At 49.1% G+C, this 21,775-nt stretch carries 19 protein-coding genes and 2 pseudogenes; 8 read left to right on the top strand and 13 right to left on the bottom strand.

The window, feature by feature from the left end; genetic code table 11:
* The 4 genes and pseudogenes from EQY_RS24995 to typA form a co-directional block, all read right to left on the bottom strand.
* Positions 1 to 272, bottom strand: a pseudogene (locus EQY_RS24995) (MFS transporter); the annotation flags it as partial.
* A gap of 101 nt (positions 273 to 373) precedes the next feature.
* Entirely contained in the window at positions 374 to 1,354 is a 981-nt protein-coding gene (locus tag EQY_RS0119225; RefSeq protein WP_000256413.1) for a sugar phosphate isomerase/epimerase family protein, read from the bottom strand.
* Positions 1,355 to 1,361: 7 nt separating this feature from the next.
* On the bottom strand, positions 1,362 to 2,072 hold the full coding sequence (locus EQY_RS0119220; protein ID WP_000829798.1) for a GntR family transcriptional regulator: 711 nt from the start codon (positions 2,070 to 2,072) through the stop codon (positions 1,362 to 1,364).
* Positions 2,073 to 2,288: 216 nt separating this feature from the next.
* Positions 2,289 to 4,112 carry a ribosome-dependent GTPase TypA gene (typA, locus tag EQY_RS0119215; RefSeq protein WP_000570674.1) on the bottom strand — a complete coding sequence of 608 codons (1,824 nt, stop codon included), beginning with the start codon at positions 4,110 to 4,112 and terminating at the stop codon, positions 2,289 to 2,291.
* Positions 4,113 to 4,484: 372 nt separating this feature from the next.
* Here typA and glnA point away from each other — a divergent pair, with 372 nt between their 5' ends.
* The 4 genes from glnA (at position 4,485) to EQY_RS0119190 (ending at position 8,906) form a co-directional block, all read left to right on the top strand.
* A complete protein-coding gene (glnA, locus tag EQY_RS0119205) occupies positions 4,485 to 5,894 on the top strand; it encodes a glutamate--ammonia ligase (protein ID WP_001271717.1) in 1,410 nt (469 codons plus the stop codon).
* 319 nt (positions 5,895 to 6,213) lie between these two features.
* On the top strand, positions 6,214 to 7,263 hold the full coding sequence (glnL, locus tag EQY_RS0119200) for a nitrogen regulation protein NR(II) (RefSeq protein ID WP_000190577.1): 1,050 nt from the start codon (positions 6,214 to 6,216) through the stop codon (positions 7,261 to 7,263).
* An 11-nt stretch (positions 7,264 to 7,274) separates the two neighbouring features.
* A complete protein-coding gene (gene glnG, locus EQY_RS0119195) occupies positions 7,275 to 8,684 on the top strand; it encodes a nitrogen regulation protein NR(I) (RefSeq protein ID WP_024212658.1) in 1,410 nt (469 codons plus the stop codon).
* Positions 8,685 to 8,795: 111 nt separating this feature from the next.
* Positions 8,796 to 8,906, top strand: coding sequence for a YshB family small membrane protein (locus tag EQY_RS0119190; RefSeq protein ID WP_000893993.1), 111 nt, complete (start codon positions 8,796 to 8,798; stop codon positions 8,904 to 8,906).
* 230 nt (positions 8,907 to 9,136) lie between these two features.
* On the opposite strand, the gene hemN is transcribed toward EQY_RS0119190, so the two are convergent.
* The 3 genes and pseudogenes from hemN to EQY_RS25765 form a co-directional block, all read right to left on the bottom strand.
* A complete protein-coding gene (gene hemN / locus EQY_RS0119185; protein ID WP_000116103.1) occupies positions 9,137 to 10,510 on the bottom strand; it encodes an oxygen-independent coproporphyrinogen III oxidase in 1,374 nt (457 codons plus the stop codon).
* 188 nt (positions 10,511 to 10,698) lie between these two features.
* The gene (gene yihI / locus EQY_RS0119180) at positions 10,699 to 11,208 is read right to left on the bottom strand and encodes a Der GTPase-activating protein YihI (protein ID WP_024212657.1); all 510 of its coding nucleotides are present in this window, start codon (positions 11,206 to 11,208) and stop codon (positions 10,699 to 10,701) included.
* Positions 11,209 to 11,326: 118 nt separating this feature from the next.
* Positions 11,327 to 11,554 (bottom strand): annotated as a pseudogene (locus tag EQY_RS25765) (hypothetical protein).
* Positions 11,555 to 11,788: 234 nt separating this feature from the next.
* Here EQY_RS25765 and yihA point away from each other — a divergent pair.
* Positions 11,789 to 12,421, top strand: coding sequence for a ribosome biogenesis GTP-binding protein YihA/YsxC (gene yihA / locus EQY_RS0119175; RefSeq protein WP_000183347.1), 633 nt, complete (start codon positions 11,789 to 11,791; stop codon positions 12,419 to 12,421).
* Positions 12,422 to 12,594: 173 nt separating this feature from the next.
* On the opposite strand, the gene spfP is transcribed toward yihA, so the two are convergent.
* Together spfP and polA are read right to left on the bottom strand one after the other, a co-directional pair.
* On the bottom strand, positions 12,595 to 12,642 hold the full coding sequence (gene spfP, locus EQY_RS27480; protein WP_071892919.1) for a small protein SpfP: 48 nt from the start codon (positions 12,640 to 12,642) through the stop codon (positions 12,595 to 12,597).
* 165 nt (positions 12,643 to 12,807) lie between these two features.
* Positions 12,808 to 15,594: a DNA polymerase I gene (polA, locus tag EQY_RS0119170; protein WP_000250034.1), complete on the bottom strand. Its 2,787-nt coding sequence runs from the start codon at positions 15,592 to 15,594 to the stop codon at positions 12,808 to 12,810.
* A gap of 363 nt (positions 15,595 to 15,957) precedes the next feature.
* On the opposite strand from polA, the gene yihG reads away from it, so the two are divergent.
* Positions 15,958 to 16,890: a 1-acylglycerol-3-phosphate O-acyltransferase YihG gene (gene yihG / locus EQY_RS0119160; RefSeq protein ID WP_010348272.1), complete on the top strand. Its 933-nt coding sequence runs from the start codon at positions 15,958 to 15,960 to the stop codon at positions 16,888 to 16,890.
* A gap of 39 nt (positions 16,891 to 16,929) precedes the next feature.
* Here yihG and EQY_RS0119155 read toward each other — a convergent pair whose 3' ends face one another.
* From EQY_RS0119155 to EQY_RS0119140, 4 genes are all read right to left on the bottom strand, one after another.
* A complete protein-coding gene (locus tag EQY_RS0119155; RefSeq protein ID WP_024212656.1) occupies positions 16,930 to 18,360 on the bottom strand; it encodes a DUF945 family protein in 1,431 nt (476 codons plus the stop codon).
* Between the two features lie 154 nt (positions 18,361 to 18,514).
* Positions 18,515 to 19,141: a thiol:disulfide interchange protein DsbA gene (dsbA, locus tag EQY_RS0119150; RefSeq protein ID WP_000725346.1), complete on the bottom strand. Its 627-nt coding sequence runs from the start codon at positions 19,139 to 19,141 to the stop codon at positions 18,515 to 18,517.
* 16 nt (positions 19,142 to 19,157) lie between these two features.
* Complete coding sequence (srkA, locus tag EQY_RS0119145; RefSeq protein WP_001062022.1) at positions 19,158 to 20,144, bottom strand: stress response kinase SrkA; 987 nt, start codon at positions 20,142 to 20,144, stop codon at positions 19,158 to 19,160.
* Positions 20,145 to 20,220: 76 nt separating this feature from the next.
* Positions 20,221 to 20,490: a YihD family protein gene (locus EQY_RS0119140; RefSeq protein ID WP_001295263.1), complete on the bottom strand. Its 270-nt coding sequence runs from the start codon at positions 20,488 to 20,490 to the stop codon at positions 20,221 to 20,223.
* A 69-nt stretch (positions 20,491 to 20,559) separates the two neighbouring features.
* On the opposite strand from EQY_RS0119140, the gene mobA reads away from it, so the two are divergent.
* Both mobA and mobB read left to right on the top strand, forming a co-directional pair.
* Entirely contained in the window at positions 20,560 to 21,144 is a 585-nt protein-coding gene (gene mobA / locus EQY_RS0119135) for a molybdenum cofactor guanylyltransferase MobA (protein ID WP_001052170.1), read from the top strand.
* The gene (mobB, locus tag EQY_RS0119130) at positions 21,126 to 21,653 is read left to right on the top strand and encodes a molybdopterin-guanine dinucleotide biosynthesis protein MobB (RefSeq protein WP_024212655.1); all 528 of its coding nucleotides are present in this window, start codon (positions 21,126 to 21,128) and stop codon (positions 21,651 to 21,653) included. Before mobA ends, mobB begins: the two co-directional genes overlap by 19 nt.
* Positions 21,654 to 21,775 lie beyond the last annotated feature (122 nt).

Below are 21,775 nucleotides of genomic sequence, written 5' to 3'. Positions count from 1 at the left end.
ACTATCAGTAAGTTGGAGTCACTACCCGCAATGAGTGAGAGTGACATGGTGTATCTGCGCGGTAGTTTATCGGCAAAATAAATAGACAGAAAAAAGCCCACTGTGGTGACAAATGAGTTTACCGACATAGCATTACCAATTTGACCATTAGTCAAATGGAAATATTCCTGCATCGGGATATAAAACGCATCTTTCAGCGACGGTAATTTATAAATTGTACCGCCACACAGTGTTAATAGACTAAATAACGCCCATTTCTTTTTCGTGAGCATAACATCCCCTAAGCGATTTTTAAAATCACTGTTTTAAAGGCAATAAGATACCGACCATTCATATGGAATGGTTTTATTAACTGCGTATGAGTTAAAACTTATTAGTGGTTCAGAAGATGGTTTGCCTCTTGTTTGATTTGTTGTAGTACGTTACGCACATGATTTATCTGATTAATTGCATCTTCTTTTTCTTTACGTAACCGCGCATCCAGTAAATGATTTTCTGGTAGGGGTGTTTCACTCATCTGGCGATAAGGGATCCACGGATTATCATCTTCGTCTTCAAAGCGGAACGCCGGCGCATAATAATCAACCTCTTCTTCCAGGCCATATGCCGTCACCTGCGGCTCATCATCACCCAGGCAGATAAGGTGCGTTAATAACGCTTTGAAGGGCATATCCCCCTGACCTGAAATACAGGCTTTATGACCCAGGCCACCCTGTTCTTTAACGATCAAGGCATCTTTGATATGGACCTGGGTAATATGCGGTGCCATCGTTTTTAAAGCGTCGATGGGATGCTCATTTGCATTGATCATGTTCGCAAAATCAAACAGTAAGGAAAGAGACTCCATCTCACTTTCTTTGACCAGCGACACCAGCTCATGACTTTTTAAATCTTCATGCTGCTCGATCGTAAAAGTCAGGCCGCTGTCCTGATACGTTTCCCGTACATAGGCAATGTCGTTAGCGATAATCGATAATACGTCGCGCAAATTACCTTCATAACGCGGATAAAAACGTACGGAGGATGCCCCAGTTTTCAACGCGATGGCGACGGCTTCGTCAATAGATTTTTTATCTGAGGCACTGGTTTCAATATGAATATCAAGGTTCAGACGGCGGGCTTTATCCCCAAAGGCAGAGAGTTCTTTATCGTCCATATTACCAAGAGAAAAACGCTCGCCATCCAGAACATGGATTTTGACGCCACGTAGATTATTTTCACTTGCGATATCAAGTAAATCAGCAGGCAACACTCTTTCCAGCCGCATATTTAAATGAAAGGCATAAGCATGTAAATAAAGAGGAAGAGTGTCGACACGTTGTAGAATCTTTCTTGCGTTATTTATTGTCACCATAAAACACCTACAGATTAATGATGAGGTCTACGGCCTCAAATCGCCAATATTCAATATCTATCTGGACAATATTGCCTTGCTGGTCGGCGCGATGCTTTTCAATTAAGATCGCAGGCATACCCGCAGAACCGCCAAGATACTTGCTGATATCGCCCGGCATTCTGACGGGTTTGAAAATCAATTTTTTTACTACCGTCTCTTTTTGGTAGCACTTTTCCCAGACTGCAGAAAATGAGTGGTTTTCAAGTTGTTCAATAAAACCCGGAGCAACTTCAGGATTAATATATGTTTCGTGATAGAAAACTTTATGTCCTTCCAGCGCCCCCCAGCCGGTGATGCGATAGAGTTCAGTTGATGGCGTCACTGCAATCAGTGGCGCGAGCGTCTCGGGAATATCGCTGGTACGGTTTTTCTCGGTAAACCCCCAGGAAGGCTCTCGCCCTTGCTCAATTGCGGCCCGCTGAAAGCTCGCCGACAGCTCCGGACTGTAATTAAATCGCGGCTGGGTCACGAACCACCCCTTACGATCTTTACGGAAGATTTTGGATTCTGCCTCGAGGTTCAACAACGCCTGGCGCAGCGTCATACGTTTAATGCCCAGCAGTTCTCCCAGCTCTCTTTCTGAAGGGAGTTTTCCACCCGGTGTGGTGATGCCATCTTTCAACCACCGATCCAGTTTCTCTTTTGCATTTTCTACGGTGGATTGATTCTCCGCCATTGTTTAATCCTTTTGGTTTAAACCAGATGAAGCATCTTACGCTTACGCCAAAAAAGAAAGCAATTAACGGCGTATGACTTTGCAGATAATTGTGACAAAGCTCTCTATTGACGTAATCACAGACTTATAAGGGAGATACTCGCATTGGTGTGCGCTCACGACAGGTAAAAAAAAACCTGCCATCTCTGGCAGGTTTTTCACGACTAAAAAGAAAAATTAATCTTCTTTCGGGCCACGGTTCGCGCGGCGACGATCGTTTTCCGTCAGGTGACGTTTACGAATACGGATAGAGGTCGGAGTCACTTCTACCAGTTCGTCATCATCGATGAACTCCAGAGCTTGTTCCAGAGTCATGCGGATTGGTGGAACCAGAACAACGGCTTCGTCAGTACCGGAAGCACGCATGTTGGTCAGTTTCTTACCGGTCAGGCAGTTTACAGTCAGGTCGTTAGAACGGCTGTGAATACCGATGATCTGACCTTCGTAAACTTCTGCACCGTGACCGAGGAACAGCTTACCGCGATCCTGCAGACCGAACAGCGCGAACGCTACCGCTTTACCCTGACCGTTAGAGATCAGTACGCCGTTCTGACGCTGACCCACTTCGCCCGGACGCACATCGTCGTAGTGGCTGAAGGTGGAGTACAGCAGACCTGTACCAGAAGTCATGGTCATGAACTCAGAACGGAAGCCAATCAGACCACGGCTTGGGATCACGTAGTCAAGACGTACGCGGCCTTTACCGTCTGGATTCATGTTTTTCAGCTCGCCTTTACGCTCGCCCAGCGCCTGCATTACAGAACCCTGATGCTGTTCTTCAACGTCCAGAGTCACGTTTTCGAACGGCTCTTGTTTACGACCGTCGATTTCACGGAAGATAACTTTCGGACGGGATACCGCCAGTTCGAAACCTTCACGACGCATGTTCTCGATAAGAACAGACAGGTGCAGTTCGCCACGACCAGAAACGCGGAACGCATCGGCGTCTTCGGTTTCTTCTACGCGCAGCGCAACGTTGTGTACCAGTTCTTTGTTCAGACGATCCAGGATCTGACGGGAAGTAACGAACTTACCTTCTTTACCGCAGAACGGCGAGGTGTTAACGCAGAAGAACATAGAAACGGTCGGCTCATCAACGGAGAGTGCCGGCAATGCTTCAACGTTTTGCGTGTCGCAAACGGTGTCAGAAATGTTCAGTTCGCCAAGGCCCGTGATCGCCACGATATCGCCAGCTTCCGCCATATCGGTTTCGATACGCTCCAGACCGAGGTGGCCCAGCACTTTACCGACTTTCGCGTTACGGGTTTTGCCTTCGCTATCGATGATAGTAACCTGCTGGTTCGGCTTCACTTTACCGCGCTTGATGCGGCCAATGCCGATAACGCCAACATAGCTGTTGTAATCGAGCTGAGAAATCTGCATCTGGAACGGACCGTCAAGGTCAACGTCCGGCGCAGGAACGTGGTCAACAATCGCCTGATACAGCGGGGTCATGTCTTCCGCCATATCTTCGTGATCCAGACCCGCGATGCCGTTCAGCGCAGAAGCGTAAACGATCGGGAAGTCCAGCTGCTCATCGGTCGCGTCAAGGTTAACGAACAGGTCGAATACCTGATCCACAACCCAGTCAGGACGCGCGCCAGGGCGGTCAACTTTGTTGATAACAACAATCGGCTTCAGGCCGTAAGCAAACGCTTTTTTGGTTACGAAGCGCGTTTGCGGCATCGGGCCGTCAAATGCGTCAACCACCAGCAGCACTGAGTCTACCATGGACATTACACGTTCAACTTCACCACCGAAGTCGGCGTGCCCCGGGGTATCAACGATGTTGATACGGTAATCATTCCATTTGATAGCGGTGTTTTTCGCGAGGATGGTAATCCCACGCTCTTTCTCCAAATCGTTGGAGTCCATCACGCGCTCTTGGGTTTCGGCACGAGAGTCGAACGTACCGGATTGTTGGAGCAGCTTGTCTACCAGGGTGGTTTTACCATGGTCTACGTGCGCGATGATGGCGATATTACGCAATTTTTCGATCACAACTTTGCCTCAGGCATTAGAAATAGCGCGTTATTGTACACGGATTAATCGCACTACAAAACAGGATCACAAACATCCTCCGCAAACAAGTATTGCAGAGTCCCTTTGTGATCGCTTTCACGGAGCATAAAAAGGGTTATCCAAAGGTCATTGCACCAATATGGTGCTTAATGTTTCCATTGAAGCACTCTATTGGTGCAACATTCACATCATGGTGCAGCCCTTTTGCACGATGTTAAGCATGATAACGCCTTTTAGGGGCAATTTAAAAGTTGGCACAGATTTCGCTTTATCTTTTTTACGGCGACACGGCCAAAATAATTGCAGATTTCGTTACCACGACGACAATGACCAATCCAGGAGAGTTAAAGTATGTCCGCTGAACACGTACTGACGATGCTGAACGAGCACGAAGTGAAGTTTGTTGATTTGCGCTTCACCGATACCAAAGGTAAAGAACAGCACGTCACTATCCCTGCTCATCAGGTGAATGCTGAATTCTTCGAAGAAGGCAAAATGTTTGACGGCTCCTCGATTGGCGGCTGGAAAGGCATTAACGAATCCGACATGGTGCTGATGCCAGACGCATCCACCGCAGTGATTGACCCGTTCTTCGCCGACTCTACCCTGATTATCCGTTGCGATATCCTTGAACCTGGCACCCTGCAAGGCTATGACCGCGACCCGCGCTCCATCGCGAAGCGCGCCGAAGATTACCTGCGTTCCACTGGCATTGCCGACACCGTACTGTTCGGGCCAGAACCTGAATTCTTCCTGTTCGATGACATCCGTTTCGGATCATCTATCTCCGGTTCCCACGTTGCTATCGACGATATCGAAGGCGCATGGAACTCCTCCACCCAATACGAAGGTGGTAACAAAGGTCACCGTCCGGCAGTGAAAGGCGGTTACTTCCCGGTTCCACCGGTAGACTCTGCTCAGGATATTCGTTCTGAAATGTGTCTGGTGATGGAACAGATGGGTCTGGTGGTTGAAGCCCATCACCACGAAGTAGCGACTGCTGGTCAGAACGAAGTGGCTACCCGCTTCAATACCATGACCAAAAAAGCTGACGAAATTCAGATCTACAAATATGTTGTGCACAACGTAGCGCACCGCTTCGGTAAAACTGCGACCTTTATGCCAAAACCGATGTTCGGTGATAACGGCTCCGGTATGCACTGCCACATGTCGCTGTCTAAAAACGGCGTTAACCTGTTCGCGGGCGATAAATACGCAGGTCTGTCTGAGCAGGCGCTGTACTACATTGGCGGCGTAATCAAACACGCTAAAGCGATTAACGCCCTGGCAAACCCGACCACCAACTCTTATAAGCGTCTGGTCCCGGGCTACGAAGCACCGGTAATGCTGGCTTACTCTGCACGTAACCGTTCTGCGTCTATCCGTATTCCGGTGGTTTCTTCTCCGAAAGCACGTCGTATCGAAGTACGTTTCCCGGACCCGGCGGCTAACCCGTACCTGTGCTTTGCTGCCCTGCTGATGGCCGGTCTTGATGGTATCAAGAACAAGATCCATCCGGGCGAAGCGATGGACAAAAACCTGTATGACCTGCCGCCAGAAGAAGCGAAAGAGATCCCACAGGTTGCAGGCTCTCTGGAAGAAGCACTGAACGAACTGGATCTGGATCGCGAGTTCCTGAAAGCCGGTGGCGTGTTCACTGATGAAGCAATCGATGCGTACATCGCCCTGCGTCGCGAAGAAGATGACCGCGTGCGTATGACTCCGCATCCGGTAGAGTTTGAACTGTACTACAGCGTCTAATAGTTGAAGTTGTACTACCCGGCGCGAACAACGCCGGGGGTTCAAACCAGGCCCATCTGGCGTAATTGTTGCAGCCAGTTTGAACACGGACAGCGCGCAGAACCCCGAGCGTACATCGGTACGTGAGGAGTTCGAGCACTGCCCAGGTTCAAAATGGCAAATAAAATAGCCTGATGGGACTGGTTTTTAGTTGCCGTGGAAATTTCAGCCCATCTCTGCATGGGCTTTTTTCTCCGTCAATTCTCTGATGCTTCGCGCTTTTTATCCGTAAAAAGCTATAATGCACTAAAATGGTGCAAGCTGTTCAGGAGACTGCTTTATGGCAACAGGCACGCAGCCCGATGCTGGGCAGATCCTCAACTCGCTGATTAACAGTATTTTGTTAATCGATGACAACCTGGCGATTCATTACGCCAACCCCGCTGCGCAACAACTGCTCGCCCAAAGCTCCCGCAAATTGTTTGGTACGCCGTTACCGGAACTGTTGAGCTACTTCTCATTAAATATCGAGCTGATGCAAGAAAGTCTGGAGGCGGGGCAAGGTTTTACCGATAACGAAGTGACGCTGGTCATCGACGGGCGTTCGCATATCCTTTCTGTGACGGCCCAGCGTATGCCGGACGGCATGATCCTGCTGGAGATGGCACCAATGGATAACCAGCGCCGCTTAAGTCAGGAACAGCTACAGCACGCCCAGCAGGTAGCTGCCCGCGATTTGGTACGCGGCCTGGCACATGAGATTAAAAATCCGCTTGGCGGTTTACGTGGCGCGGCGCAGCTGCTCAGCAAAGCATTACCTGACCCGTCACTGCTGGAATATACCAAAGTGATTATCGAACAGGCGGACCGGCTGCGAAATCTGGTCGACCGTCTGTTGGGGCCGCAGCTGCCCGGTACGCGCGTTACCGAAAGTATTCACAAAGTGGCTGAACGCGTGGTGACGCTGGTGTCGATGGAACTGCCTGATAACGTGCGGTTGATTCGTGATTACGACCCCAGCCTGCCGGAACTGGCGCACGATCCGGATCAAATTGAACAGGTATTACTGAATATTGTGCGTAATGCGCTACAGGCGCTGGGGCCGGAAGGCGGCGAAATTATTCTGCGTACCCGCACGGCTTTCCAGCTGACCTTGCACGGTGAGCGTTATCGGCTGGCAGCGCGGATCGATGTGGAAGATAACGGGCCGGGTATCCCGCCTCACTTACAGGATACGCTGTTTTACCCGATGGTCAGCGGTCGCGAAGGCGGCACCGGGCTTGGCTTATCCATTGCCCGTAATTTGATTGATCAGCATTCAGGCAAAATTGAATTTACCAGTTGGCCAGGTCATACCGAGTTCTCGGTTTACCTGCCTATCAGGAAATAAAGGTGACGTTTATGCAACGAGGGATAGTCTGGGTAGTCGATGACGATAGTTCCATCCGTTGGGTGCTTGAACGTGCGCTCGCTGGAGCGGGTCTAACCTGCACGACATTTGAGAGCGGCACCGAAGTGCTGGATGCACTGGCGAGTAAAACGCCGGATGTGCTGCTTTCAGATATCCGTATGCCGGGAATGGACGGACTGGCACTGCTCAAGCAGATTAAACAGCGCCATCCCATGCTTCCGGTCATCATCATGACCGCACATTCCGATCTGGATGCTGCCGTTAGCGCCTATCAACAAGGGGCGTTTGATTATCTGCCCAAACCGTTTGATATCGACGAAGCCGTGGCGCTGGTTGAGCGCGCCATCAGCCATTATCAGGAACAGCAGCAGCCGCGTAATATTCAGCTTAACGGCCCGACGACCGATATCATCGGCGAAGCGCCAGCCATGCAGGACGTGTTCCGTATTATCGGTCGGCTTTCGCGTTCTTCCATTAGTGTGCTGATTAACGGCGAGTCCGGCACCGGTAAAGAGCTGGTCGCTCATGCCCTGCATCGCCACAGTCCGCGTGCCAAAGCGCCGTTTATCGCGCTGAATATGGCGGCTATCCCAAAAGATTTGATCGAATCAGAACTGTTCGGTCACGAGAAAGGCGCGTTTACTGGCGCGAATACTATTCGCCAGGGGCGTTTTGAACAGGCCGATGGCGGCACGTTATTTCTCGACGAAATTGGCGATATGCCGCTGGATGTGCAGACGCGTTTGCTGCGCGTGCTGGCAGACGGTCAGTTTTATCGCGTTGGCGGCTATGCGCCGGTGAAAGTGGATGTGCGTATTATTGCCGCGACTCACCAGAACCTGGAACTGCGCGTGCAGGAAGGCAAGTTCCGTGAGGATCTTTTCCACCGCCTGAACGTTATCCGCGTTCATCTGCCGCCACTGCGTGAGCGTCGGGAAGATATTCCCCGCCTGGCACGCCATTTTTTACAGGTTGCCGCGCGCGAACTGGGCGTAGAAGCGAAGTTGCTGCATCCGGAAACCGAAGCCGCCCTGACGCGTCTGGCGTGGCCGGGGAACGTGCGCCAACTGGAAAACACCTGCCGCTGGTTAACGGTGATGGCCGCCGGACAGGAAGTGTTGATTCAGGATTTGCCCGGCGAACTGTTTGAATCTACGGTTCCGGAAAGTCCTTCCACTATGCAACCGGACAGTTGGGCAACGTTGTTAGCGCAGTGGGCAGATCGGGCGCTGCGTTCCGGTCATCAAAACCTGCTTTCTGAAGCGCAGCCAGAGCTGGAGCGGACGTTACTAACTACTGCTTTGCGACATACGCAGGGGCATAAACAAGAAGCAGCGCGACTGCTTGGTTGGGGACGTAACACCCTGACACGTAAGTTAAAAGAGTTGGGGATGGAGTGATTCACGGCTGGTGTGTAAAGATTGATTATTGAGCGCAAATTGCTGTTATTTTGCGCTTTACTGTTCTGATAAGTTCAGTATGATCTTGCCCGGAATACGGGGGAAGTCATTATGCTGGAATCAATAATTAATCTGGTATCGAGTGGCGCAGTTGATAGCCACACACCGCAAACTGCCGTTGCGGCCATCCTGTGTGTCGCGATGATTGGGCTGTTTAGCTGAAGCTCGTTATAGACTGCTGAGTAGCCAATGCGAGCCTGATTGTCTCCCTGGAAGGCAAGAGGGCCAGAGTGAGGGTCATTGTTCGCATCGATGCCGACATGTTCCCCTCACCCTAACCCTAACCCTCTCCCCAATGGGGCGAGGGGACAGTTCGCATTCTTTTGTGAGGTTTGTCATCAATCTCATGGCGCTTCGTTTATCATCCTTATAAACGAAGCGCCATTCACAATTTAAATCACCCGTGAGAACTGCTGCATCCGCGCTTTCTGGCGCAGATAAGTATCAAAGCACATGCAGATGTTGCGGATCAGCAAGCGGCCTTTTGCCGTCACCTGAATCCCCTTCTCATTGACATCCACCAGCCCATCTTTTGCTAACGGGGCGAGAAGCTTGAGATCTTCCGCAAAGTAATCAGCGAAGTGCAAATCCCACTGTTGTTCAACGGGGGCGTAATCCAGACGGAAATTGCAGATAAGAGACTTAATCACATCGCGGCGAATACAGTCATCGCGCGTTAACGCAATACCGCGCCACAGCGCATTACCCTGTTCATCCACCTGCTGATAGTACTGCTTCAACTCTTTCTGGTTTTGCGCGTAGCAGTCGCCAATCATGCTGATGGCTGAAACACCCATCCCCAGCAGGTCGGTATCCCCCTGAGTGGTGTAGCCCTGGAAATTACGATGTAGCACGCCTTCACGCTGAGCCACAGCCAGCTCGTCATCCGGGCGGGCAAAGTGATCCATACCAATAAACTGATAACCCGATTGCGTCAGGAAAGCGATGGTTTCCTGCAGGATATCGAGTTTCTGCTGCGGACTCGGCAGGTCAGCATCTTTGATTTTACGCTGAGCAGCAAAAATGGTCGGCAGATGCGCGTAGTTAAAGACGCTCAGACGATCGGGGTTCAGCTCCGCCACGCGTTTCAGGGTAAAGGCGAAACTCTCCAGCGTCTGTTTCGGCAGGCCGTAAATCAGGTCAATGTTGGTGGAGGTAAAGCCAATCTCACGCGCATGGTTAAGCAGCGCAAAGATGAATTCTTCATCCTGCTCGCGATTGACCAGACGCTGTACTTCTTTGTTGAAGTCCTGCACGCCCATGCTCAGGCGATTAAATCCTTCGGAACGTAAATGATCGAGTACATCCAGTTCGATTTCACGCGGATCGACTTCGATCGAGATTTCCGCGTCGGCATTAAACTGGAAGTTTTCCCGCAGCAGCTTCATCAGGCGGCTGATTTGCGCTTTATTCAGGTACGTCGGCGTACCGCCACCCCAGTGCAACTGACTAACGTGACGCCCGGCAAACAGCGGTGCACGATGAACGATTTCTTGCTCCAGCGCGTCCAGATACTGATCGGCCTTGTGCTGCTGGCGTGTGACAATCTTATTGCAACCACAGAAGTAGCAAAGCTTGTGGCAGAACGGAATATGAACGTAGAGAGATAATGGACGCTCAGGGTAGCGCGCCACGGCTTGTAAAAACGCCTGTTCGCCGAAGTCTTCTGAAAACTCCAGCGCGGTCGGGTACGAGGTGTATCGTGGCCCGGAATAGTTATATTTCTGGATCAGGGCCAGATCCCAGTCGATTTGCTGTACAGACATACTCACTCCTTCCGATGGCGTCTCTGGCGGCTACGGCGTACCGGCGGATGCCCGTTTCGGGTCATCAGCCGGTTGCGCAGCCACTTTTGTCGCCGCGACAACCGCCGTAGTTTAACGAATAACCACACCAGATAACATATAACCGGAAGGGTTATCAGCAGAACGGGAAGGCCCACGGTGGCAATCCGTTAGTTGCCCCGCAGCAGACGCATCATGTCTTCTTGCTTCTCGTCTTCTTCCTCTTCTTCATCGTCGTCATAAGAGAGGCCGAGTTTCTGCATCAACTCATCAATACGATCCAGTTTGGCATCAACCCAGGATTGCTCTTCGGCGCTCAGGGTTTCGCCTGCTTCCAGACGTTCCAGCAGCGCATCCAGACGCTCATCCGTTTCCAGTAACTCCAACTCCGCCTGCGGTGAAAGCATAGGTTTCTCACTCTTCGGTTTGTGCTGTTTGGTGACTTTTTCAGTCACGCCCAATGGAATAGGGGTTTTACTACCAATGCGTGGATCTTTCGGTGCGTTCTGGCCTTTGTTGCCTGATGTCGTTTTACCGCCCGCTGCGCGGCTGCCCGGCGCATGACCACGACGTTTTTTCTGGCGCTTGCGGTCACGAGCCTCCTGATCCAGCTCCTCGCGTGTTTTTCGACGCGCTTTTGCGTGACCTTTGCTGCGTGAGTTTGAAGATGATGATTTCATAATGATTCGTCTTTTTGCCGTTTTATTCAGTATAGATTTGCGGCGGAATCTAACAGAAAGCAAGCAAAGAAAAAAGGCGACAGATTACTCTGTCGCCTTTTTTCCTGACTCATAACCCTTAACGGGTCTTACAATCCTTGCAGGCCGCCAACACACCCTGTTTTTCCATTAGCCAGAACATTCCGTGTTGATTCCATTTCCGTTTAATTACGTCTCCGGACGTTTGTCTTCCTGACAATCCTCTGTCTTCGCCTCCTGGCGCTCCTGACCCTCATCCTGAGTCATCTTCCTGTTAGCGTCCTCGCTCTATGGGTGCTACTTTACGCTTCTGCGCTAAACAAACAATAAACTATCATCAGTATTTTCTCATTTTCAGATTATTGTATAAAACTAATCACATGATTTCTTTGACCTATTTGACATGCATCGCAGATTTTTCTCTTCGATTTCGCATAAAGATGATCGGCAATGTCTCACAAAGCATGTGGCTTTTACTTACACCATGCCCCCCGAAAAATCCGTCTTTTATTGTGGTTCAGGTATAATCGCTGAAAAGCTTTGACTGACGGAGACGACCGCTTTGACTAATTTGAATTATCAACAGACGCATTTTGTGATGAGTGCGCCTGATATTCGCCACTTACCTTCCGATACCGGAATCGAAGTGGCTTTTGCAGGCCGTTCCAACGCAGGTAAATCCAGCGCGCTGAACACGCTGACTAACCAGAAAAGCCTGGCTCGTACCTCGAAAACACCAGGGCGCACCCAGCTTATCAACCTGTTTGAAGTGGCTGATGGCAAGCGTCTGGTTGACTTGCCTGGCTACGGTTATGCGGAAGTCCCGGAAGAGATGAAGCGCAAATGGCAGCGCGCGCTCGGCGAATACCTCGAAAAACGTCAGAGCCTGCAAGGTCTGGTGGTGCTGATGGATATTCGCCATCCGCTGAAAGATCTCGATCAGCAGATGATTGAGTGGGCGGTGGACAGCAATATCGCCGTGTTGGTGCTACTGACCAAAGCGGACAAACTGGCGAGCGGTGCACGTAAAGCGCAATTGAATATGGTGCGTGAAGCGGTGCTGGCATTTAATGGTGATGTGCAGGTAGAGACCTTCTCTTCGCTGAAGAAACAAGGTGTGGATAAGCTGCGTCAGAAGCTGGATACCTGGTTTAGCGAAATGCAGCCCATCGAAGAGAATCAGGACGGCGAATAATTTTTCTTTCCCCGGTGCCGGATGTAGCTTAAATGCTTTGTCTGGCCAGGGACTTCAAAATATTGCGACTCACGCCGTAAGCCTGATAAGCGTTATGCGCCAGGCAATTCAGATCTTTTCTCTCGCCCAATAAAAAACGCCCCAGTCATTACTGACTGGGGCGGCTAAAAAATTCAGCCAAATCCGATTACGTGAAGTAAAAGGTCTGAAAGATAGAACATCTTACCTCTGTACCCTACGCGAATAACTTTACTCTTTTTTGTTCAGTTCAGAAAGCATTTTTTGTAATTTTTTTTCAGTTGTTGCATAGGAATTTCTAATAGCCATCACAAAACGTGACAGCTTATGTTGCTTACTTACGAAAAAAGGGCTTATTCAGGCGAATCTTAGTGCGCCTGATCCCAGTTTTCACCGCTTCCGACTTCCACCAGCAACGGCACATCCAGACGGGTACAGTTTTCCATCAATTGATGGATTTTCTTTGATACCACATCGAGATCATCTTTATGAACTTCAAATACCAGTTCATCGTGTACCTGCATGATCATACGAACGCGCGGTTGCTCGGCCTGTAACCATGCATCGACGGCAATCATCGCCCGTTTGATGATGTCGGCTGCAGTTCCCTGCATCGGCGCGTTAATTGCTGCACGTTCAGCCGCAGCACGACGCGCACCGTTGCTGGACTTGATATCCGGCAAATAGAGACGGCGTCCGTCCAGCGTTTCAACGTAGCCCTGCTCTTTCGCCTGAGCACGGGTGCGTTCCATATACTCCAGCACGCCAGGGTAGCGTTCGAAGTAAAGATCCATGTACTTCTGCGCTTCTTTACGTGGAATGTTCAATTGCCGCGCCAGACCGAAAGCACTCATGCCATAAATCAGACCAAAGTTGATTGCTTTCGCGCTACGGCGTTGCTCGCTGGTGACGGTTTCCAGTGGCAAACCAAACACTTCTGCCGCCGTTGCCCGGTGGATATCTTTTCCTTCTGCAAATGCAGTCAGCAAGCCTTTGTCTCGCGAGAGATGCGCCATAATGCGCAATTCAATCTGCGAGTAGTCCGCTGAGACAATCACATAATCCTCTGGCGCAATAAACGCCTGGCGGATACGACGACCTTCTTCGTTACGCACCGGAATGTTTTGCAGGTTAGGATCGGTTGACGATAAACGTCCCGTTGCAGTTACTGCCTGGTGATAAGAGGTATGCACACGCCCGGTTTTCGGGTTGATCATCAGCGGCAGCTTGTCGGTGTAAGTCGATTTCAGCTTCGCCAGACCACGATACTCCAGAATCACTTTTGGCAACGGATAGTCCAGCGCCAGTTCTTCCAGTACCTCTTCCGACGTTGACGGCGCGCCACCCGGCGTTTTCTTCAGCGGTTTAATGCCCTGTTTTTCAAACAGAATAGTTTGTAACTGCTTGGTGGAAGAAAGGTTAAATTCTTCACCTGCAATTTCATGCGCTTTCTTTTCCAGCTCCGCCAGACGCAGAGTGAGCTCTTCAGAATGATTGTGCAGCACTTTCGGGTCGATCTTCACACCGTTGCGTTCGATGCGTGAAAGCACCGGCACCAGCGGCATTTCGATGTTTTCGAAGACGTTCAACGGCCCTTTGTGTTTCTGCAGATCCGGCCACATTTTCAGATGCAATTGTAAGGTGACGTCTGCATCTTCGGCGGCGTAGCGACCGGCCTCTTCCAGGGCAATCTGGTTAAAGGTCAGTTGATTTTTGCCTTTACCGGCAATCTCTTCAAAAGTGATAGTTTTGTGCTTCAACCAACGTTCCGCGAGGCTGTCCATATCGTGACGCCCGGCAACGCTATTGAGAATGTAGGACTCCAGCATGGTATCAAACGCAATCCCACGCAGTTCAATGCCGTAGTTCGCCAGAATACCGCGATCGTATTTCAGGTTTTGCCCGACCTTCAGCGCCTTTTCATCTTCCAGTAGCGGTTTCAACAGTTCGAGCGCGCTCGCGCGGGAGATCTGATCCGGTGCATCAAGGTAATCATGAGCAACCGGAATATAGGCCGCAACGCCAGGCTCGATAGCGAAAGACAACCCCACCAGGTTGGCAGAGATGTTATCGAGGCTGTCAGTTTCGGTATCAAATGCAAATACCGGCGCTTTTTCCAGCTTCGTAATCCATTCTTTCAGCGTATCTTCATCAAGGATAGTGACGTAGTTATCGTAAGAAATCACCGTTGCCACCACTTCTGGCGTTTCGTCGACAACAAGCGTTTCCTGCGGCTTCGCGGCAGGTTTAGACCCTTTGGCCTGTAACCATTTGCCCGCCTCTACATCAGCAGTCCAGCGTTTGAACTCATACTTTTTGAACAGCCCCAACAACTCTTCAGCCGCCGGTTGCTGCACTTCCAGTTGTTCACAGGTCAGTTCCAGCTCAACATCGGTTTTAATCGTCGCCAGCTGGTAAGAGAGATAAGCCACTTCTTTGTTTTGCTCTAGCTTCGCCGCCATTGTTTTCGCGCCACGGAAGCTTAGGCCAGCAATTTTTTCCGGCTCGGCATACAGCGTATCCAGCCCGCCAAGCCCCTGCAGCAGTGCCTGCGCAGTTTTTTCACCCACGCCCGGTACGCCTGGGATGTTATCGGAGGAGTCGCCCATCAGAGCCAGGAAGTCAATGATCAGTTCTGGCGGTACGCCGTACTTATTCACCACCTCTTCCGGGCCGAGGATGGTGTTTGTCATGGTATTGATAAGCGTAATATTTGGCGTCACCAACTGCGCCATATCTTTGTCGCCAGTGCTGATCAGCACCGGACGCCCGGCTTTTTCGGCTTCGCGCGCCAGAGTGCCGATAACGTCGTCCGCTTCTACGCCAGAAACCGCCAACAGCGGCAGGCCCATCGCTTTAACCATCGCGTGCAGAGGTTCTATTTGTGCTCGCAAATCGTCCGGCATTGGCGGGCGATGTGATTTGTAATGTTCAAACAGTTCATCACGAAAGGTTTTTCCCTTGGCGTCAAAGACCACCGCTGCATGTGTCGGTTTATATTGCATGATTAGACTACGCAGCATGTTGAGGACACCGTACATCGCACCGGTCGGCTCGCCTGCGCTGTTGGTCAGCGGCGGAAACGCGTGATATGCGCGATAAAGATAAGATGAACCATCTACAAGGATAAGTGGATTTTGGGGGATCTGAACCATAATGTCCGTGCCTGTTTATCAGATTATGGGTAAAGGATGCCACAGACAGGATGAAAACATGAGTTTTTCACCGCTTTTCGTGAAAATCTTTTGTAGATCTTCTGGATCGCTCGCAAATCGTCATGTGGATAACTTTGTGCATAAATTATTTACATCGCTTTTAATTTATTATCATGCTTTTTACAGCATGATGTTTATCTTTGTTTTTCATGAGCTTAAAAATAAATCCAGCCCTAACAATTGAAATAATAGGATTTCTTCTAATGTGGATAGATATAAATTATTTTTCTACTTTAGGATCATCCGTTATTTGGGGGGTTTTCTGCTAAAATCTGCGCCTTGCGCGTCTTTGGCGCACTGTCTATGGCTAACTTTTTGAATAAATTAATTATGACGAGAATACTCGCTACGATAACTCTTTTGCTGAGTATCGTATTGACCATTTTGGTTACCATTTTTTGTTCCGTCCCGATCATCATTGCCGGGATCGTAAAACTATTGTTACCTGTGCCAATGATATGGCGAAAAGTTTCACGTTTTTGTGATTTTATGATGTATTGCTGGTGCGAAGGGCTGGCGCTATTACTGCACCTTAATCCACATTTGCGATGGGAAGTTCACGGGCTGGAAGGGTTAAGTAAAAAGAACTGGTATCTGCTAATTTGTAATCACCGTAGCTGGGCAGATATTGTCGTACTGTGCGTGTTGTTTCGTAAGCACATTCCGATGAATAAATATTTCCTTAAACAGCAACTGGCCTGGGTGCCTTTTCTTGGCCTGGCATGTTGGGCGCTGGATATGCCGTTTATGAAGCGTTATTCCCGCGCTTATTTGTTACGTCATCCGGAGCGACGCGGTAAAGATGTAGAAACTACTCGTCGTTCCTGCGAAAAATTTCGCCTGCATCCTACCACTATTGTAAATTTTGTTGAGGGTTCCCGCTTCACTGAAGAGAAACACCAGCAAACCCACTCAACATTTCAAAATCTTCTGCCACCAAAAGCTGCCGGTATTGCGATGGCGCTGAATGTATTAGGTAAACAATTCGATAAATTGCTCAACGTTACGCTGTGTTATCCGGATAATCACCGTCAACCATTCTTCGATATGCTAAGTGGCAAACTGACCAGAATTGTCGTGCATGTGGATTTACAGCCTATTGCTGAAGAATTGCATGGCGACTATATCAGTGACAAAAGCTTTAAACGCCATTTTCAGCAATGGCTGAACTCACTGTGGCATGAAAAAGACAGGCTTCTGACGTCATTGATGTCATCGCAGCGCCAGGATAAATAGTTTTTCTCGCCTCTGAATTGGCAGAGGCGAGATATTATATTAATGTGCAAAACGTCCGGCACGAGACATAAATTCTTCCTCGCTCATCTCCTGCCCGTTAAAAACAACTTTACCCGGTGTATAACGCAACTGCAGCGAGGCGGTATTGTTGTCAATCGTGATTAACTGAAACATCTGACCTAATGTCATCATCCCGCTGATTTGTTTATCTGCCCGCTTCTGAGCTTTTTCAGCATCCATTCCTTCAGATAAATTAAGTTGTTTTGCGGTTTCTGTGACGACATTAAGCGGTAACGTCACATCAAAATTGAACGATTTAATATTTTTGTTTGTGGATGATGAAGATTTGGCTGGATCATCAATACTCAGATCCAGATTGGCGTTTAGTTCTCCGAGAGTATTTCTCCAGCTAACCGACAATTTAATAACTGGCTCACTTTTTTGTAATAATGGTAAATACTCTTTGAACAATGCAGCATTCACTTCTTGCAGAGCTGCTTTATCGTTTGCTAGCTCAGGGTGTGCAGTAAGCTGCTTTTGCATCGCAATGTTATACAGGATGATAAATTGGCGCACCGCTGAGGGATCAATAGATTCAGCAATCAATGACCACTCACCACTACCGAGTTGCTGATTCCCTTTTGTTAACTTATCAAGTTCGTAGGTCAGATTGACATTGATATAATCTTTGTCTTTTACGCGATCCAGCCTGGTTTTTGCAACGAAAGCATCGATTTGGGCAACGTCTTCTCCGCGATTGATAATGTTAATCTGATTAAATTTCGACTCGCTTTCACCCACCGGAAATTTCTTTTCTTCTAATCGCGTCAGAGAATTAATGGTAAAACTCTTCGCCGTTACTTTGCTTATTGGCGATAATTTCAGGACAATATCTTCGACCTTGCCTTCAATATCCAGGTTAGACAATGAACTATCATCACTATTAAAAGTAAACTGGCCTTCACCAAAGGAAAACTCTCCATACTCTGCAGGGGCAACATCTAATGTCGTGGAAAATGAGCCACCAAACGTCAATCGCAATTTCGCTTCAACGGGCGATTTATTTTTCGAGGCGATAAATAGCGGTTGTGTCAGTTCATTATTCACTAAGTTCACTTTTGCCGCTGCCAGTGCGGGGATGACATTACCACGCATTAACATTGTGATGGGTAACGGACCGTGCTCAATATCTACATCAAATGCAACTTTCTGGCCTGGTTTGATATTGAGATCGGGTGCACCGTTATCAAATATAATTTGCATCTGAAAATGGGAATTAAAAAAACCTTTTTCAAATTTTTTATAACTTAATGTCATCGCGTAGGCATGTTCACCTTTCTTTTTAGCATCGTTAAAATCTTTAATAAACTTTTCGACACCTGGCTGAATTTGCGTACCTGTGTACCATGTGCCACCACCCCAGATAACGGCTAACGCAACAATGACACCTGTAGCTGACTTACGTATCATATAAATATTCCCTGATAAAACAGCAAAACTTTGAATATCCACTTATGCTGAAATAATGTCCAGTAACAGGACGTATTATCAGAATGTATTTATATTTATTAAATAATAAAAAAAGCCCGTGAATATTCACGGGCCTTATGTAATTTACAATGAATTATTTTTTCTCAGACAGATATTTCACAGTATCAGCATACTGCTGAACAAAAACATCCATATTGCTGGTATCCATACCCTGCGGATTCAGCTGATATTTACCGTTAACAAACATCGCCGGAACGCCACGCAATTGCATGTCGGCTGCGGCTTTTTCCTGCTGAGCGACCAGAGATTTCACCACGAAGCTGTTCCACGCTGCGTCGTACTCTTCACTTTTAATACCTGCGTTGATAAACACATCGCGGATATCAGATGCAGAACGAATGGTCTGGGTTTTCTGTACGCCTTCAAACAGCGGAACAGTGACTTTGTCTTCCACGCCCAGCGCCATTGCCACTGCCCATGCCTGAGTCAGTTCTTTGCCCAGATCCCCGCCCATGAAGTTAACGTGGTATTTAGTCATCTTCACGCCTTCCGGCAGTTTTTTCTTCACGTTATCAGAAATATGCAGAACTTCTTCAAACTGATAGCAGTGCGGACAGAAGAAAGAGAAAAACTCCAGCACTTGCGGCGCGCCAGCAACCGGTTTTTCCAGGGTGGTGTACTGCTTACCATCTTCATACTGCGCCGCCGATGCGCTAAACGCTAAAACTAAACCAGCCAGCGCCAGCCAAATCTTTTTCATGATCTACTCTCTCCGATTAATACATAGGTGTTAATTGCAAAGGGGGTTCTTGTAGAACTTTTGCCTGTTCTATAAAAGTCGCCGTCTGTCGCAGCCAGTAATCTTCCCCGGTTAACCACGGGAAATTTTTCGGGAACGCGGGATCAGCCCAACGCCGCATTAGCCAGGCAAGATAATAAACCAAACGCATGGCGCGTAAAGGTTCAATCAGTCCGATTTCAGCGGTATCGAACTCGCTAAACTCTTCATAAGCTTCAATAATAGTTTCCAGTTGCATCCGCTGCTCGGCTTTATCACCATTCAGCAACATCCACAAATCCTGAATAGCCGGACCATTACGTGCATCATCCAGATCGACAAACATCGGACCATCGCGCCAGAGAATGTTCCCGGCATGGCAGTCACCATGTAGCCGCAGAACGGTGAAATCTTCCCGCCAGTGTGCTGTAACAGCGGCGATCAGCTCGTCCGTCGCTTTCAGAAATGCCGCTTTCAACCCGGAAGGGATCAGTGTAGCGTCCTCAAACAGCTTGCGTGGCTCAATAAGATACTCATTCAGGCCGATAGTCGGGCGATGGATAAAAAGCTGTTTGCGCCCCGTCTGGTGCATGCGCCCCAGATAACGGCCAACCGCTTCCATCTGATCGATATTATCAGCTTCGAACTGGCGACCACCGACGCTTGAGAAAACGGCGAAATAAAATCCCTGATGATTCAATAAAGTCTGACCATTAAAGGCCACAGGTGCTGCGACCGGCACTTCATCGTTTACCAGCTGCAACGCAAATTGATGTTCTTCAAGAATTTGATCGGCTGTCCAGCGTTCAGGACGATAAAATTTAACGACAAAGCGTCGGCGATCTTCGTCCTGAAATTGATAGACACGGTTTTCATAGCTGTTAAGCGGGGTAAGCCCGGAATCCACCCGGATCCCTTGCCCAAACAGAGCGTCCATGATGGTATCCGGGTGTAGTGTCTGGAAAGTAAAAGCGTTGTTGTTCATCCCATCATCCGGAAAACATTACGAATGATGAAGGATATCATTTCACGATGATTTTGGTCGCGCCGCTTACAAGCTTTTACTCTTTAATTACGCCGCGTGCGCGTAACAGCGCCGTTTTGAAGTCTTCTTCATAATCTTTCTGCAAACCTGGGATCACCGCATCTTTCGCGGAATCACGCATTTTCAGGTGATAGATCAGAATGTCATCCGTCAAATCCGCCAGTTCGCCGTCAAAACCTGACTCTTTCGCCAGTTTCTGCAAAAATTGCAACAAGTTAAGGTCTGGCTCTTTTTGCCAGGCTGGCTGGAGGAGTTCAATAACTTCATTCAGACGTTTACATTTCATAGTGATGCTCCTTACTCTTGAGACAGACACGTTAGCAGGGTCAATCCCACAATAAAAGAGGCGATATCGGTGAATCTGATGACGACGATAACAGGCGTTGTGCTGGCGGGCGGTAAAGCCAGACGAATGGGCGGCGTAGATAAAGGATTGCTTGAATTAAACGGCAAACCGCTGTGGCAACATGTCGCTGACGCGCTTATGACGCAGCTCTCTCACGTCGTGGTTAATGCCAATCGCCATCAGGAAATCTATCAGGCAAGCGGCCTGAAAGTGATAGCGGATTCTCTGGCGAACCATCCTGGGCCACTGGCGGGAATGCTTTCAGTAATACAGCAGGAAGCAGGTGAGTGGTTTCTGTTTTGTCCGTGCGATACACCCTATATTCCCCAGGATTTAGTCTCCCGGCTTAATCATCAGCGCAAAGATGCGCCTGTCGTGTGGGTTCATGACGGCGAACGCGATCACCCGACTATAGCCCTGGTAAATCGCACTATTGAGCCATTATTGCAGGAATACCTGCAGTCCGGAGAGCGCCGGGTGATGGCTTTTATGAATCTTGCTGGCGGTCACGCGGTTGATTTCAGCGATCGCAAAGAGGCATTTATAAACGTGAATACGCCAGAGGAACTTGCCCGATGGCAGGAAAGACAATGATACCGTTACTCGCCTTTGCCGCGTGGAGTGGCACCGGAAAAACTACGCTGCTGAAAAAACTGATCCCGGCATTATGCGCCCGAGGGATCCGTCCAGGGCTGATTAAGCATACGCATCATGATATGGATGTTGATAAGCCAGGCAAAGATAGCTATGAGCTGCGCAAGGCTGGCGCGGCGCAAACCATCGTTGCCAGCCAGCAACGATGGGCTTTGATGACTGAAACGCCAGACGAAGAAGAACTGGATCTGCATTTCCTCGCAAGTCGAATGGATACCTCAAAGCTAGATTTGATTCTGGTCGAAGGGTTTAAGCATGAAGAGATCGCGAAGATTGTGCTGTTTCGTGATGGAGCCGGACATCGACCGGAAGAGTTGGTGATAGACAGGCATGTCATTGCTGTGGCCAGCGATGTACCGCTTAATGTTGATGTTGCGTTACTGGATATTAATGATGTTGAGGGGCTGGCTGATTTTGTGGTGAAGTGGATGCAAAAGCAGAAGAGATAATACAAGGCTGGATAAGACGCGCCAGCGTCGCATCCGGCATTTTTCTGCACCAGCGCAAAAAGGCCATCCGTAAGGATGGCCTTTCGCTTTAACTGATGCCTGGCAGTTCCCTACTCTCGCAT

Source organism: Escherichia sp. TW14182 (assembly GCF_000208525.1).
GTDB classification, from domain to species: Bacteria; Pseudomonadota; Gammaproteobacteria; order Enterobacterales; family Enterobacteriaceae; genus Escherichia; species Escherichia ruysiae.
Note: the sequence above shows the minus strand (reverse complement) of the source record. Positions and strands in the feature narration are given on the sequence as shown.